This window comes from Nitrosomonadales bacterium, assembly GCA_016716325.1.
Lineage (GTDB): Bacteria > Pseudomonadota > Gammaproteobacteria > Burkholderiales > Gallionellaceae > Gallionella.
Window position 1 is genome coordinate 853,225 of record JADJWO010000001.1, and the last position, 15,916, is coordinate 869,140.

A 15,916-nucleotide genomic window follows, 5' to 3' on the forward strand; every position below is an offset into this window, starting at 1 on the left:
ACACACCGCCCGCCGCTTGTGGTAATTTATCCGCGCCCGAAGAGCTTACCCACTGAACCGGAGGCCCGACATGAACGAATTCGACGACATCGAAGCCAGTCTCGCCAGTTTCACCAGGCGTTTCGACGAGGTCTCCTCGGACAAATTCAACGCACTGCGCGAATGCTCCTTCTTCAATCCGGTCCCGGGCGAATCGCTCGCCGGCATCGCGCGGCAAATCGAACTGAAGACTTTCGCCCCGGGGAAACGAATCACGGTCGAGGGCGAGAAAACGAATGCGTTCTATATCATCGTGTTCGGTAGCGCGACCGTGTCGGTCAACAACAAGACCCTCGGCACGATCCGCAGCGGGGAATGTGTCGGGGAAAGCGCATTCTTCTCCGAAGAAAAGGTGTCGCGCTCAGCGACGGTCACGGCAGACGGACAGGTCATCGCCGCCGAACTGACCCGGTCGGGCATCGACCAGTTGCAGGGCGATGCTCGACGCCACATGGACAAGGCGCTGTTGCTGGCGCTGTTCAGGAAACTACAACTGGCCAATCAGTTAATCGCCAAACTGATCGACTGATCGACTGACTCTGCCCGCGCCTTTCAGCGCTGCTGCAGGGCATTCCCCTCCTGTTCTCTCCCGATCCGTTCGATCATCCACTGCTTCTTGTCGCCCTGCCTTATTTCAAGGCGCACATGATCGCCGACCCTGATGCCGTGCAGCAGGGTGATAGCGAGTGTGAGTTGTTTCATGGTGTTCTCCTTTAGTGGGTTGGTGGGGTTGAGGAAAGTTGGTGTTGCTTGACGAGCGCGTAGATGACCGGGATCACCAGCAGGGTGAGCACGGCGGACGACACCATGCCGCCGACCATGGGCGCGGCGATGCGGCGCATCACTTCCGAGCCGGTGCCGCTGCTCCACAGGATGGGCAGCAGGCCGGCCATGATGGCGACCACGGTCATCATCTTGGGGCGCACACGTTCGACTGCACCTTCCATGATGGCGTCATATAGATCCTCGCGGCTGGGCAGCCGCGAGACGTTCGTCCCCTCTCCCTCCGGGGGAGGGTTAGGGTGGGGGAAGGCAGGATGAGTATCGCGGCCAGTATTTTCCGGAGGTGTATTCGCACACTCCGCCAGCTTCTCCTGCCAGGCCTTCTCCAGATAGATCAGCATCACCACGCCGGTCTCTGCGGCCACACCGGCCAGCGCGATGAAGCCGACCGCGACCGCGACGCTCAGGTTGTAATCCAGCAGCCACAGCAACCACACGCCGCCGACCAGCGCGAACGGCACCGACAGCATCACCACCAGCGATTCGGTGACGCGGCGGAAGTTGAGATACAGCAGCAGGAAGATGAGCAGCAGCGTGACCGGGACCACGATCTTCATCTTGGCGATGGCGCGTTCCATGTATTCGAACTGGCCGCTCCAGGTGGCGTAGTAACCGGGCGGGAAGGTGACCTGTTCGTTCACGGCACGGCGTGCCTCGGCCACGTAGGAGCCGATATCGCGCTCGCGGATATCGACGTAGATGTAGGCGGAGAGCAGCGCGTTCTCGGTGCGGATGGAAGGCGCGCCCTTGCTGATGCGCACGCTGGCGAGCTGGCCGAGCGGGATCATTGCGCCGTCCGGTGTGGTGACCAGCACTTCGCGTGTGATCTTCTCGGGTGAGTCGCGTAGTTCACGCGGATAACGCACGTTCACGCCGAATCGTTCCAGTCCTTCCACCGTGGTGGTGACGTTCACACCGCCCAATGCCGAGGCGATCACGTCCTGCACCGTGCCCATGCTCAATCCGTAGCGTGCCAGCGCGGCACGATCCGGTGTGATGTCGAGGTAGTAGCCGCCGGTGATACGTTCGGCATAGGCGGAGCTGGTGCCGGGGATGGTCTTCACCACGGACTCGATCTGCTTGGCCAGTCGCTCCATCTCATTCAGGTCCTTGCCGAACACCTTGATGCCGATGGGTGTGCGGATGCCGGTGGAGAGCATGTCGATGCGCGCCTTGATCGGCATGGTCCACGAGTTGGCCACGCCGGGGAACTGCAGTGCCTTGTCCAGTTCGGCGATCAGCTTGTCGGTGTCCATGCCGTCGCGCCATTCCTCCTGCGGTTTGAGGTTGATCACCGTCTCGAACATCTCCATCGGTGCCGGGTCGGTGGCGGTACCCGCGCGTCCCGCCTTGCCGTACACCGAGGCCACCTCGGGGAAACTCTTGATGATCTTGTTCTGCGTCTGTAGCAGCTCGGCGGCCTTGGTCACCGACAGGCCGGGCAGCGCGGTGGGCATGTAGAACAGCGTGCCCTCGTTCAGCGTGGGCATGAACTCGCTGCCCAGCTTCATCGCGGGATAGATGCTCAAGCCCATCACCGCTACTGCGATGACCAGCGTCGCTTTCTTCTTCGCCAGCACCCAGTGGATGAGCGGGCGATAGGCGGCGATCATCCAGCGGTTGAGCGGGTTCGCGGACTCGGGCCGGATATGCCCCTTGATGAACAGCAGCATCAGCACCGGCACCAGCGTCACCGACAGCAGCGCCGCAGCGGCCATGGCGAAGGTCTTGGTGAACGCCAGCGGCGCGAACAGTCTGCCTTCCTGCGCTTCCAGCGTGAACACCGGCAGGAAGGAGACTGTGATGATGAGCAGCGAGAAGAACAGGGAGGGGCCAACCTCCTTACACGCGGCGAGGATGGCGCTCACTCGCGCATCAAGACTTGGCTCCCCTCGCCCGTTTACGGGAGAGGGGCTGGAGGAGAGGGTGGTTTCGTTGTCTCCGACCAACCCTCTCCCTAACCCTCCCCCGCCAGCGGGGGAGGGGACTGACGGCAGCCGCTCCAGATGCTTGTGCGCGTTCTCTATCATCACGATCGCCGCATCCACCATCGCGCCGATGGCGATTGCGATGCCGCCCAGACTCATGATGTTGGAATTGACGCCCAGCGCGCGCATGGCGATGAAGGCCATCAGCACGCCGATGGGCAGCATGACGATGGCGACCAGTGCGCTGCGTGCATGCATCAGGAACACCATGCATACCAGTGCCACGATCAATCCTTCTTCGAGCAGCGTGTGCTTGAGCGTGGCGATGGCACGCTGGATCAGCTCCGAGCGGTCGTACACCGCGCGGATCGTCACGCCGTCCGGCAGACCGGCGGACACCTCGGCGATCTTCTGCTTGATGTTGGCGATCACCTCCAGCGCGTTCTGGCCGTAACGCGCCATGGCGATGCCGGACACCACTTCGCCTTCACCGTCCAGTTCCGCGATGCCGCGCCGACTGTCCGGCCCGAGCTCGATGCGAGCGATGTCGCGCAGCAGCACCGGCGTGCCGCGCTCGGCTTTCACCACCAGCATCTCGATGTCCGCCTTGCCGCGCAGATAGCCGCGTCCGCGCACCATGTACTCGGTCTCGGCCATCTCCAGCACGCGTCCGCCGACATCGCGGTTGCCGTCGCGTATCACCTGCGACACACGGCTCAGCGGGATGCCGTAGGCGCGCAGCTTCACCGGATCGACCGTGACCTGGTATTGCTGCACCTGCCCGCCGATGCTGGCCACCTCGGCTACGCCTTGCGCCTTGGTCAGTTGATAGCGCAGATACCAGTCCTGCATGGTGCGAAGTTGGGCGAGGTCATGCTTCTCGCTGAGCAGCGCGTACTGGTACACCCAGCCCACACCGCTCGCGTCCGGCCCCAGTTGCGGCGACACGCTGCGCGGCAGACGGCCCGCCGCCTGATTCAGATATTCCAGCACGCGCGAACGCGCCCAGTAGATGTCGGTGCCGTCCTCGAAGATCACGTACACGAAGGACGCGCCGAAGAAGGAGAAGCCGCGCACCACCTTCGACTTCGGCACGGCCAGCATCGCGGTGGTGAGCGGATACGTCACCTGATCCTCGACCACCTGCGGGGCCTGCCCGGCATATTCGGTGTAGACGATCACCTGCACGTCGGACAGATCGGGCAATGCGTCCAGTGGCGTCTTCACCAGCGCATAGATGCCGGACAGTGTGATGAACAGGGTGGCGAGCAGAACCAGAAAGCGGTTCTTCGCCGACCACTCAATGATTGTGTTCAGCATCTGCCGTCTCCTTCGCGTTCAGCTTGGTGATCACCCACTCGCCCTGCCCGCGTTCGACGATCTCGAACTCGATGGCGCTGCCCGGTTTCAGATTCGCCGCCAGTGACGGATTCGCCAGCGCGAAGTCCATGGTCATGCTCGGCCACTTGAGCGAGGGGATGGGTTCGTGGGTGATACTCACGTTGCCGTCGCCGTAGTCTTCCTCCAGAACGCCGGTCGCGGTATGCCCGACCAAAACGCTTGCTGTACCTGCTGCGCGTCCGGATTTCGGCGTTGCGCGGTGCTCGCTCTCTCGCCTACCTTCATGGTATGTCTCGGTCGCTGCGCTCCGCGCGCCTTGCACTCCTGACGCTCGCGACGGTTCAACAAGGTTTTGTCTCTCTTCGGCCCCTGGATTGCCGTTACCGAAACCGCTGAATGCCGCTTGCAGGTTGCTCTCGGAATCGAGCAGGAAGTTGGCGCGGGTGACCACTTGTTCACCTTCCGTCAGGCCGTCGCTGACTTCCACATAGTCGTCACTGCGTTGGCCCAGCGTCACCTTGCGCGGTGTGAAGCGTCCTTCGTCCAGACGCACCAGCACTGTCTGCTGCATGCCGCTGTCGATCACTGCCGAGGTCGGTATGGTCAGTACTTTGGATGGCTTTCCGGCCGCGATCTGGGCATGGGCATACATGGCCGGCTTGAGCACGCCGTCCGCATTGGGCAGCACGATGCGCACCTGCACCGTGCGCGTCATCTCGTTCAGGGTCGGGTAGATGAAATCCACCTTGCCGGTGAAGGTGCGGCCGGGCAGGGCGTCCACCGTCACCTGCGCATCACTGCCCAAGCGGATGCCGCCGATGTCCTGCTCCGCCACGTCGGCGATGGCCCACAGCATGGACAGGTCGGCGATGCGGTACAACTGCTCGCCCGGCATGAAGCGCATGCCTTCGACCGCCATCTTTTCCAGCACGATGCCGTTGGCGGGCGCGTGGTAGGTCACGCGGTCGCCGTTCAGTTTTGCACCGGAGACGTCCCAGTTCTTCAGGCGTGCCGCGCTGGCTTCGACCAAGCGCTGCATGCTCTGCTGTGCCGCTGCATCCGCATCCTTGAGTTCCGCCAGTCCGTGTTTGGCCAGTTCCAGTTCGCGCAGGGCGGACACCAGTTCCGGGCTGTACACCTCGAACAGCGGTTCGCCCTTGCGCACGCGCTGGCCGGTGGTGTTGACGTACAACTTCTCGACCCAGCCTTCGAACTTGGGCGATAGGGTGTACAGGCGTTGCTCGTCGGTTGCTATGCGCGCGTTCAGGCGCAGGCTGAGGCCCAGTTCGCGCATCGCGGCGGCTTCGCTCTGCACGCCCAGTTTCTGCACCTTGGCAGCGCTGATGCTGAAACCTTCCTTGTCTTCCGTTTCTTCACCCGCATACACCGGGATGTAATCCATGCCCATCGAATCTTTTTTGGGCACTGGCGAAGTGTCGGGCAGTCCCATCGGGTTGCGGTAGTAGAGCAGCTTGCGCGCTTCGCTTTTCACGGAATCCTGAATCCCGGATCCTGCATCCTGACGTCCATACCAGTAACTGCCAGCGGCGACGAGGGCGAGCAGTAGTGCGCCCAGTGCGAGTTTGATCTTGTCGTTCATAGTGATTCTCCCAGCAGGTTTTCGATATCGGCCAGCGCGAGTTGCATGTCGGTCTGCGCGCGCAGCCGTTGCTGACGGATGGTCAGCAGTTGTTGTTGTGCCTGGATCAGCATGGCGAAACCGGACTTGCCGGTCTCATAGGCAGCCATGGTGGCGTCCAGCGACAGTCGCGCCTGCGGCAGCAGGCGGGTGGCGATCAGTTGCTCGGTGCGGCGTGCGGTCTCTAATGCGGAGAGTGCTTCGGACAGTGCGGCACGTTTCTGCTCCAGCACCGATCGCTTGCGGTGATCGGCAGCGGTTAGCATCGCTTCCGCTTCACGCTCCTTGTCGCGGCGCGCGGATTGCTGCAAGGGGATGTTCAGTTCCAGCATCAGATCCCAGCGCGAGAAGCTGCCGTTGTTGCGTGTCGGTGCGACGCCCAGCGTCACGTCCGGGTAGCGGTCGGCATATTGCAGTTCGCGCTGACGGTCGGCGGCGCGCAGGCTGGCCTCGGCCATGCGCAGTTGCGGGTTGAGCGCCTCCAGCCGTTCGAGCAGGGCGGTCTCGTCCAGTTGCGCGAGCGGCGGCATGGTGCGCAGGGCCGCCGGTTCCGCCAGCGGCGCATTGCCCGGGCGAGACAGCAGTGTATTCAGGCGCACATGGCTGTGATGGTTTGCATTCCGCAAGGCGAGCAACTCGGTCTGCAAACGCGTCTGTTCCAGCTGGATGCGGATCACCTCCTGTTGCTGGCCAAGGCCGTTGGCGTAACGCGTCCGGGCGATCTGCTCCAGTCCGTTCAGCAGGTCCAGCGTCTGCTGCGTGAGCTGCTCACTGCCCTTGGTGTAGTAGTAACGGGCATAGGCTTGCTTGATGCGCGTCGCGAGGTCGGCCCAAGTGGCGGCAACTCGGCCCGCCGCTTCCTCTCTGCGCGCGTCCGCCACCTCGTTTCGCAGGTCGCGCGTGCCGTACCAGGGCAGCTTCTGCATCAGGGTGAACTTGGTGGCAGGGTTGCCGTTGGTCACATCCATCGGCTCGATGCGCAGCACCGGGTCGGCCAGCGTACCGGCGGCCTTGCTGCGCGCCACGGCGGCGAATGCCTCGTGCTGCGCGGCGGCGAGTTCGGGGTTGTGCTCGCGCGCATAGGCCAGCAGACCATCGAGGTCGCTGCCCGGCAATGGTTCGGTGGCAGCACCAGCCGGCGCAGGCCAGAACGCGTGCAGCACGGTAAAGATGATTAATAGAGATTTCATGTTCCGCATCCCGTTGCAATTGGAGTACGAACGGACAACCGCTAACGGCTGCCGCACGAAGCGGAACGAGGGTCGGAACTACGGGTTCAGCAGACGGACTCGTCCCGCGTTACGCGATAACGAGAGGAGGCGGGTCGAGCGGAGCGGAAAGATGCGAAACAAAATTCACGGCGATGGGATGCACGACCCGAGAACCGGGATCGAACAACTCCATGGCAACGGCAGGCACACCGAGATAGCCGGTGCAGGCAATATGGCAGACGCCGCAATTGTCGCAGGAAGGATCGTGCTGGTCGCCAGCACCTTCGGGTAGCCCGTCGGTTGCAGCCAGTGCGTGGTGCGCATGCTGCGACGAACCTTCAGCAGGGTGCTTTCCGGGTTGCGCAACTGCGGGATGACAGTCGCCATCTTGCGCCTGCATGACGGCAGAAACGGCCATCGCGTTGCCGCTGAACAGCGGCAACCAGATGGCCAGAATCACGGCAACAAGTTTTCTGAAGCTATCGGACATGAGCCCAGCTTGGCAAAACTTGCCTCGCTTGTCAAACACAGACTAGTGCAGCGGCGTGTCTGCGGCTGGTGCCGCCTGCTTCTGTGCTGCCGCACGCCCCACGATCCGATCCAGCAACTTGCGCATATTCCCCAGGGAAGACAGATGCAGGTAGGCCAACCCCAGCGCGCCGCTGCGGAACAAGGGGGGAAGCTGGTCGTCGGCAAGCTGACCGAATTTCGCCTCGTCGATCAGGTAGAAGTCGTTCAGCTGGAAGGTCTCGCCGGCAGCCGTGTCGAAACGAGCGCCCTGCTGCACGAACAGCCCCAGTTCGTCGAGCTGTTTGACGAGCAACTCGGTGCGCGTGAATTCCTGCTGGAAATTCTGCAGGAACTGCATCACTTCGTTCATGCGCGGTTCGAGCTTGCCCTCGGCATTGATCAGAAGTTCGCCATGTTCGACGTTCAGCGCGGGACAACTCTCATCTATGCAAACTACCAGCCGACCAGCTTCGCCGCCCTCGGCCATCACAAACGGATAGCGACGCACGAATGCGGGGATATAACGCGCATCCCACTTGCCCTGCTCGTCGACGAACAGATTCTCTCCATTGCGCACGCCGAGCAATGCGACCGGCCGCATCTGCTGGTCTGCGCCGCGAATGAACACGATGGGATATTCACGACCGGCCTCGGCGAATTCCACGCCCGCGATCAGCACTGCCGTAGTGTCACTGGCAAAGGAAAAATTGGCCTCCAGGGGCGCGAACTTCAGATTGCGATGTGTCGCCGAGTTCAGTGCGACGACCTTGCGATAAAAAGCGAATTCAGTCATTAATTTCTCCTTGATGATTTGAGGGATGGCCAGTCAACCGTACAGCTTGCGGCCGCGAATCCGCGCCCGATGCGCCTTGCGCTGCTCGGCCTCGGTAAGTGGCTTCGGTTTTTTGCCTTCGAACGGGTTCCTGCTGGAGTTGAATTGTATCCTAAGCGGGGTGCCCTGTAACTTGAAGATCTCGCAAAAGGTACGCTCGAGATAGCGCGTGTAACTGGCCGGCACATCGTCCAGCCCGCTGCCGTGTATCACGATCAGCGGCGGGTTGCTGCCCCCCTGGTGCGCATAGCGCATCTTCGGCTTGAAGCGCCCGCCCTTCGGCGGCGCCTGTTTCTCCAGCGCGCCGATCAGCGCGCGGGTGAGCTTCGGCGTGGACAGCTTCGCCATCGCCGCAGCATAAGCCTCGTCCACCGATTTCAATACGCCAGGTATGCCGTTGCCGTGTAGCGCGGAGATGTAATGCATCTTTGCAAACGCCAGGAAATGCAGCTTGCGTTCGATGTCGCGCTTGACCTGATCACGCTGATACTGATCCAGCCCGTCCCACTTGTTGACCGCCAGCACCAGTGCGCGCCCAGCCTGCAGCACGAAATCGGCAACATGAGCATCCTGCTCGGTGATCTGGTCGCGCGCATCCACCACCAGTACAACCACGTTGGCGTCCTCAATCGCCTGCATGGTCTTGACCACGGAAAACTTCTCCACCGCTTCCTCGATCTTGCCGCGCCGCCGCACGCCGGCTGTGTCGATGATGGTGTATTGCTTTCCATCGCGCTCGAAATCGATATGGATGCTGTCGCGCGTGGTGCCAGGCTGGTCGAATGCGATCACGCGCTGCTCGCCGAGGATGGCGTTCACCAGCGTGGACTTTCCGACGTTGGGACGGCCGACGATGGCGATCTTCGGCGGGTGCCCGACGCTGACTTCCTCTTCCGATTCCGCTTCCGCCCCAGCCTGGAAATCCTCCAGTGCGATCTCTACCACTTCATTCACGTTGTCGCCATGCGCGGAAGAGATCGGCAGCGGTTCGCCCAGCCCCAGTTCGAAGAACTCGGCGGCCACCCTTGCACGCTGCATGCCCTCGGCCTTGTTGACCAGCAGCAGGACGGGCTTCCCGGTCTTGCGCAATTGCCCGGCGATGATGGCATCCTGCGGCGTGCAGCCGGCCCGTCCATCCACCAGGAACAGCACCACATCCGCCTCGTCCACGGCCTGGCGGCTTTGTTTGGCCATCTCGTGCAGGATGCCGTCCTTGGCGACCGGTTCCAGCCCGCCGGTATCCACTACCAGATAGGGCTTGTCTCCCACGCGTCCGCGCCCGTAATGGCGGTCGCGTGTCAGGCCGGGCAGGTCCGCGACCAGCGCGTCGCGGCTGCGTGTCAGGCGATTGAACAGGGTGGACTTGCCCACGTTCGGACGGCCGACCAGTACAAGTGTAGGTAATAGCATGTCAGGGGATCAATCTTAAAAACATCTCGTCACGGAGCAGGGTGTCCAGTTATTCCAGAAAATCAGTTTTGCTTTTCGGTAATCGGCCCGCGCCATTCTTCCGGAACCCGGAAAAAACTTCGCGCTCTTTGTGGTTGAGAATCAATGAACGGACAGCGAATACAGTCCACCGTCGCGGGTCTGTACCAGCAGACCGTTGTCCATCCCGACGGGCGCGGCGCCGATCGCGCTGCCATCCAGCTTGATGCGCGCCACAAAGCTGCCGTCCTCGCGGTTCAAGCCATGCAGGTAGCCCTCGTAATCACCGACCACGACAAAATCGCCCAATGCATACGGCGTGGAGGTGTCGCGCATGAACAACCTCTCGTTCTTCCATACCGTGCTGCCGCTGTTCTTATCCAGCATGATGACCGACCCGTCCGCATCGCTGAGATAAAGATATTTGCGCAGCAGCATCATGCCCTTGTCGCTGGAGATGTCGCGGTTCCATAACGGGCCGCCCTGTGAGGCGCCATAACACGCCACGCGCCCCTGGAAAGCGATGGCGCATACCTGCTCGTCATCCGCCACCGGATTGCTGGTGATGTCACTGATGCGTTCCAGTTCGGTATCCCCGCGCGGCTGTGATACCGAGTTTTCCCACAGCACCATACCGTCGCCAATGTTGATCGCCACCAGCTTGCCGCCGGCGAATCCGGCATATGCAATGCCGTGCTGCAACGTCACACCCGCATGGCTGCGCACCACCAGCGCGGGCGTGCTGCGCTCATACAGCCACAGGCGTTTGCCGTTCGCCGCATCCAGCCCTGCGATACGGCCATCGCCGCTGCGCACCACGACCACCCCGTTCACCGCTTGCGGCGCGCTCAACACTTCGCTTGAGACCTTGCTTTTCCAGCGCAACTTGCCGTCTTCGCCATACGCCAGCACCTCGCCTTTGTCGCTGCCGATCAGTACCATCCCACCGCCGCTGCCCACCCCGCCGGATACCCTGATACCGGTATCGATGCGCCATGCCTGTTTTCCGGTGGCGCGGTCCAGGCGAGTCAGCGCACCATCCCCGGACACACCATAGACGGCGTCCGCTGTCTGTGCAGGTTGCAGCACATTCTGCCCCGAATCGCCGACATTGGCATGCCAGCGCACCTCGAACCTGGCCGTCTCGCTGAACTCCACCAGCTTGGCCGGTTCAATGGCACCCGGTTTGCCTATCCAGCCTTGCACGGTATCCACAGCCGCACAACCGCCCAGCAGGAACGGCACCAAACCGATCAGCAAGCGTGGCGAGATCATCGCGCTGCCCCCGATGCGTCCAGCTTCATCTGGATCAGGCTGCGATATGCGCTCTTCTCATCCGTTTTATCGTAAGCCTGCTGATAGGCTGCCCTGGCCTCTTCAGCCTTGCCTTGCGCATTCAGCACATCGCCTTTCAGGTCGGCATACAAGCCGTCGAATGCGGCAGGATGCTTCGCTTCAAGGAGCTTCAGCGCGTCGTCATACTTGGCCTCGTCCAGCAGCACCGATGCCAGGCGCAGGCGTGCAACATCCTTCAACTCATCCTCGGAGGAATGGTCGATGACCCATAGCAATTGCGTCTTGGCCCGCGCCATGTCGTTGATCTGTTCGTTCACCTGCGCCGACAGCAATGCGGCGTGTGCCGCATAGGCGGTGCCGGTATATTTATCCATCACCGCGGTCGCGGCATCGTTGACGCGCTTGGCATCGTTGCTTTCCAGCTGCATGGCGAACGCCGCATACAGGGTCGCCGCTTCGGTGGCTTGCTGGTGCTGGTAATATTGCCAGCCGCGCCAGCCGCCCATCGCGATGACGACCGCCAGAATGGTGCCTAGTATCAGGTTGCCGTTATCCTTCCACCACGCCTTGAGCGCCTCGATCTGTTCCTGTTCCTGCAAATCCAATGCTGCCATGCTCTACTCCTGCCTGATGATTTGATTGATTGCCGGGATGAGGTCGCGCGCACCCACCCGTACCTGTTCGCCACCCCGCATCGGCTTCACACCGACTTCGTTCGCCAGGGCCTCGTCGTCGCCGATCACCGCCGCCACGGCGGCACCGCTGGCATCGGCCTTTTTCATCTGCGACTTGAAACTGCCGCCGCCGCAATGCAACAGCACGTTCAACCCGGCGTCGCGCAACTGCTCCGCAACCTGCACGGCCAGACGGACAGCCGACTCACCCTGATGCACAACATACACATCCACGGCCGCTTTCGGCAATGCCATGCCGCCATCCTGCAACAGCACCAGCAGACGCTCCACACCCATCGCAAAACCGGTCGCCGGCGCGGGCTTGCCGCCGATCTGCTCGACCAGTCCGTCATAACGACCGCCCGCACAGATCGTGCCTTGCGCGCCGAGATGCGTGGTCACCCACTCGAACACGGTGCGGTTGTAATAATCCAGCCCGCGTACCAGACGCGGGTTGAGCTTGAACGGTACATCATATTGCCTGAGCAACGCCTGCAACGTATCAAAATGCTGCAGCGCATCGTCTTCCAGTTCGTCCGACAACCTTGGGGCGCCCGCAACCAGTTCCTGCATCGCCGGATTCTTGCTGTCGAGGATGCGCAACGGGTTGCTGTACAAACGGCGCGATGCGTCCGCGTCCAGCGCATCCTTGTGCCGCTCGAAATAAGCGATCAGTTTGGCGCGATGGCGGTGCCGCGAAGCCGGGTCGCCCAGCGTGTTCAATTCCAGCGCCACCTCGCGCAGCCCCAGCTTCTTCCACAGCCGCGCGCACATCATGATCTGTTCGGCGTCGATGTCCGGCCCGGCATAGCCCAGCGCCTCCACGCCGATCTGGTGGAACTGGCGGTAGCGCCCCTTCTGCGGGCGTTCGTGACGGAACATCTGGCCGCCGTACCACAGACGCTGCGGCGCGTTATACAGCAGATTGTGCTGCAACACAGCACGCACGCAGGAGGCGGTGCCTTCCGGACGCAGCGTCAGATGGTCGCCGTTCAGCGCATCCTCGAAGCTGTACATCTCCTTCTCGACGATGTCGGTCACTTCGCCGATGGCGCGCTTGAACAGCGCCGTCGGCTCCACCAGCGGCATGCGGATGTTGCGGTACCCGTAGCTGCGCAGCCAGTCGCGCACTTCCTCCTCGAACCACAGCCATAATTCCGCCTCGTCCGGCAGGATGTCGTTCATGCCTTTTACGGCTTGTAGTGTTTCGTTGCTCATATCAAACCGGGAAGTCGGAAGTGGAAAGCGGGAAGTTGGAAAACCTCCCTTCTTCCCACTCCCTACTCCCCACTCCCCATTCCCTTCTTCACGTATTTCCGTTCCACATACTCGTCCACGATGCGCGTGAACTCGGCCGCGATATAGTCGCCGCGCAGAGTCAGCGCCTTCTCACCGTCGATATACACCGGTGCGGCGGGGCTTTCGCCGGTGCCCGGCAGGCTGATGCCGATGTTGGCCAGCTTGCTCTCGCCCGGGCCATTCACCACGCAACCCATTACCGCCACAGTCATGTTCTCGACCCCGTCATATTGTTCGCGCCACACCGGCATCTGGCTGCGCAGGTGCTTCTGGATATTCTGCGCCAGTTCCTGGAAGAAACTGCTGGTGGTACGTCCGCAGCCCGGACAAGCCGTCACCATCGGCGCGAATGCACGCAGCCCCATGGTCTGCAGGATCTCCTGCCCGACCAGCACCTCCTGGGTGCGGTCGCCGCCCGGCTCGGGCGTCAAAGAAATTCGTATCGTGTCACCGATACCTTCCTGCAACAGTACCGCCAACGCCGCCGTCGAGGCCACGATCCCCTTGGAACCCATGCCTGCCTCGGTCAAGCCGAGATGCAGCGCGTAATCGCATTGCTGCGTCAGCGCACGATACACCGCGATCAGGTCCTGCACTTCGCTGACCTTGCAGGACAGCACGATGCGGTTGTGCGCCATACCCAGTTGCTCGGCACGCTGCGCACTCTGCAGCGCGGAAGCGATCAGCGCAGCGCGGGTCACCTCGCCCACGTCGCGCGGTTCCGGCAGCCCGGCGTTCTCATCCATCATGCGCACCACCAGATTCTGGTCGAGACTGCCCCAGTTCACCCCGATGCGCACCGGCTTGTCATACCGGATGGCGGTCTGGATCATGATGGTGAACGGATCGTCCTCGGCACGGCTGCGCCCGACATTGCCGGGATTGATGCGGTATTTCGCCAGCACCTGCGCACATTCCGGAAACTCGGTCAGCAAACGGTGCCCGTTGTAATGGAAATCGCCGACCAGCGGCACATCACAGCCCAGCGCATCCAGCCGCCTGCGGATATGCGGCACGGCAGCGGCAGCCTCGGGCGTGTTCACGGTGATGCGTACCAGCTCCGAACCCGCTTTGGCCAGTTCGGCAACCTGGCGGGTGGTAGCGTCGATGTCGGCGGTATCGGTGTTGGTCATGGATTGCACAACGACCGGCGCGCCGCCGCCCAGCATGACTTTGCCGACCAGTACCCGTTGCGACGGGCGGCGCTTGATCAGGTTTGCGCTCATGTCTATTCCAGTGTCAGGCGCGCCACATCGCTGCTGTCATTGATGAAGGGCGCCAGATCGACCTGCTTGCCGCGGTAATGCAAACGTACCATCGAGGCTTTGCCGATCACCAGCGAGAAGGGTGCGTTACCACCCAGCCGCAGCTCACTGCCGACCGGGTTGATCTGCGACGACAACAGATTGTCGTTCTTATCCCGAACCTCCACCCATGACTCCCCGCCGAACGCCAACTGCAACACAGTATTTTGCGATGCCGGAACAGGGGGAACCACAGGCTTTTCCGGTGCGGCTTGCGCGGCCGGGGGAGCAACGGGCTTCGCTGCCGGCACAACGTCTTTGGCGATCTCCGTCGGAGCAGGAAGCGGCGCTACGGCAGGAACAGAAGATGCAATCACCGCCGTTTCGGCAACGGGCGAAGCCGCAATGACTAGCATTTCGGCGGGCAATATGACCGGCGTATCAACCTTGTCCACCGCCGCACTTCTGTTTTGCGGCGTCGTAAAATGCCATACCGCGAACGTCACCACCGCCACAGCCAGAAACAGTGCCGCTCCCAGCATGATCAGGTTCTGTTGCTGCGCCGAATAGGCAACCGGGAACGGCACATCCACCGAAGCGGGCATCGACTCTGCTGCTGGCGCGGACTGCGGCAAGGCTGCCAACAACGGCTCCGCATCCAGATGCAGTATCCTGGCATAACTGCGCACGAATCCGCGCACGAAAGGCATTTCCGGCAACCGTCGATAATCGTCCGCCTCCAGCGCTTCGATCTGCCGTGGCGCAAACTTGGTCTGCCCGGCCACGTCCGCCACGCTCAGCCCGAGCCGCTCGCGCGCCTCGCGCATCACCCGTCCCGGCAGGACAGGCTCCGCAACAACCGGGGCTTCGCCTTGCACGGCCTTGTCTTCGCGGTGCTGCTCCATCATTTACCGTCCAGCAGCCATTGGGTCTCGCGCGCATCCGGATAGCGCTTGCGCAACTGCAAACCATAACTGGCCTCGGAATTGCGGTCGCCGGTCTTGCGCTCGATGCGGATCGCCAGCCAGAGTTGCTCCGCCGTCAGCGTATCGGTCCTTGCGGAAAAACCCGCGAAATAACGCTTTGCGGCAAAGTAATCCCCATGAGTGAAGCTCAGTTCCGCCATCCCCAGCAGCGCCTGCGGCAGTTCGGGCTGCAACTGCAACGCGCGTTGCAGGAATGTCTCGGCATCCTTGTCTTTCCCCGCCTTCTGCGAACATAGCCCGGCGTTCAGCCATGCGCGATGCGGGGTTTCGTATAACGGATTCTTCAGCGCCTCCATGAAATGCGGAATGGCCTCGCCGGCCTTGCCGCGCTGACACAGGAACCAGCCGTAATTGTTATGCGTCTCGGAATCGTTCCTGTCGAGGCGCAGGCTTTGCTGAAAATCCTCCTCGGCTTCCTTGTCCTCGCGCAGCTCCATATGGATCAGGCCGCGCACCGAATAGGCCGGCGCATAATTGCGGTCGGCCTGCATGGCTTTTGCAATCTCGTCCAGCGCTATCCCCATCTGTCCGCGCTCAAAATACAGCCCCGCCAGCGCGGTATGTACCTTGGCGCTTGCAGTAGCCTGGCTCACGGGCTGGTCGGGCGTATTCCGCTGGCTGCCGGACGGCGTGCCGCATCCTGCCAGAGCCAACAGGCCAAACAAAATGACAATCGTTTTTTTCATCGTGGTACCTCGATAATCCA

14 protein-coding genes are annotated in these 15,916 nt (G+C 62.0%); 1 reads left to right on the forward strand and 13 read right to left on the reverse strand.

Features of this window, described 5'->3' with window-relative positions; all coding sequences use genetic code 11:
* Nucleotides 1-70 precede the first annotated feature (70 nt).
* Nucleotides 71-568 (forward strand): cyclic nucleotide-binding domain-containing protein, encoded by a 498-nt coding sequence (locus IPM27_04030; GenBank protein ID MBK9160719.1) that lies wholly within the window; start codon nt 71-73, stop codon nt 566-568.
* Nucleotides 569-591: 23 nt separating this feature from the next.
* Here IPM27_04030 and IPM27_04035 read toward each other — a convergent pair whose 3' ends face one another.
* The 13 genes from IPM27_04035 to pilW form a co-directional block, all read right to left on the reverse strand.
* Nucleotides 592-741, reverse strand: coding sequence for a hypothetical protein (locus IPM27_04035; protein ID MBK9160720.1), 150 nt, complete (start codon nt 739-741; stop codon nt 592-594).
* A gap of 11 nt (nt 742-752) precedes the next feature.
* Nucleotides 753-4,070, reverse strand: coding sequence for an efflux RND transporter permease subunit (locus IPM27_04040; protein MBK9160721.1), 3,318 nt, complete (start codon nt 4,068-4,070; stop codon nt 753-755).
* A complete protein-coding gene (locus tag IPM27_04045) occupies nt 4,051-5,691 on the reverse strand; it encodes an efflux RND transporter periplasmic adaptor subunit (GenBank protein MBK9160722.1) in 1,641 nt (546 codons plus the stop codon). The genes IPM27_04040 and IPM27_04045 overlap by 20 nt, the downstream gene beginning before the upstream one ends.
* A complete protein-coding gene (locus tag IPM27_04050) occupies nt 5,688-6,920 on the reverse strand; it encodes a TolC family protein (protein ID MBK9160723.1) in 1,233 nt (410 codons plus the stop codon). The genes IPM27_04045 and IPM27_04050 overlap by 4 nt, the downstream gene beginning before the upstream one ends.
* A 109-nt stretch (nt 6,921-7,029) precedes the next feature.
* Nucleotides 7,030-7,431 carry a DUF2946 domain-containing protein gene (locus tag IPM27_04055; GenBank protein ID MBK9160724.1) on the reverse strand — a complete coding sequence of 134 codons (402 nt, stop codon included), beginning with the start codon at nt 7,429-7,431 and terminating at the stop codon, nt 7,030-7,032.
* 42 nt (nt 7,432-7,473) lie between these two features.
* Nucleotides 7,474-8,244 carry a SapC family protein gene (locus tag IPM27_04060; protein ID MBK9160725.1) on the reverse strand — a complete coding sequence of 257 codons (771 nt, stop codon included), beginning with the start codon at nt 8,242-8,244 and terminating at the stop codon, nt 7,474-7,476.
* A gap of 33 nt (nt 8,245-8,277) precedes the next feature.
* Nucleotides 8,278-9,693, reverse strand: a complete 1,416-nt coding sequence (der, locus tag IPM27_04065; protein ID MBK9160726.1) for a ribosome biogenesis GTPase Der — start codon at nt 9,691-9,693, stop codon at nt 8,278-8,280.
* 141 nt (nt 9,694-9,834) lie between these two features.
* Nucleotides 9,835-10,986 carry an outer membrane protein assembly factor BamB gene (bamB, locus tag IPM27_04070; GenBank protein MBK9160727.1) on the reverse strand — a complete coding sequence of 384 codons (1,152 nt, stop codon included), beginning with the start codon at nt 10,984-10,986 and terminating at the stop codon, nt 9,835-9,837.
* Nucleotides 10,983-11,621, reverse strand: coding sequence for a tetratricopeptide repeat protein (locus IPM27_04075; GenBank protein ID MBK9160728.1), 639 nt, complete (start codon nt 11,619-11,621; stop codon nt 10,983-10,985). The genes bamB and IPM27_04075 overlap by 4 nt, the downstream gene beginning before the upstream one ends.
* Nucleotides 11,622-11,624: 3 nt before the next feature.
* The gene (hisS, locus tag IPM27_04080; protein MBK9160729.1) at nt 11,625-12,899 is read right to left on the reverse strand and encodes a histidine--tRNA ligase; all 1,275 of its coding nucleotides are present in this window, start codon (nt 12,897-12,899) and stop codon (nt 11,625-11,627) included.
* A 62-nt stretch (nt 12,900-12,961) separates the two neighbouring features.
* Nucleotides 12,962-14,206, reverse strand: coding sequence for a flavodoxin-dependent (E)-4-hydroxy-3-methylbut-2-enyl-diphosphate synthase (gene ispG, locus IPM27_04085; GenBank protein ID MBK9160730.1), 1,245 nt, complete (start codon nt 14,204-14,206; stop codon nt 12,962-12,964).
* A gap of 2 nt (nt 14,207-14,208) precedes the next feature.
* On the reverse strand, nt 14,209-15,132 hold the full coding sequence (locus IPM27_04090) for a helix-turn-helix domain-containing protein (protein ID MBK9160731.1): 924 nt from the start codon (nt 15,130-15,132) through the stop codon (nt 14,209-14,211).
* Entirely contained in the window at nt 15,129-15,896 is a 768-nt protein-coding gene (gene pilW / locus IPM27_04095) for a type IV pilus biogenesis/stability protein PilW (GenBank protein ID MBK9160732.1), read from the reverse strand. Before pilW ends, IPM27_04090 begins: the two co-directional genes overlap by 4 nt.
* Nucleotides 15,897-15,916 lie beyond the last annotated feature (20 nt).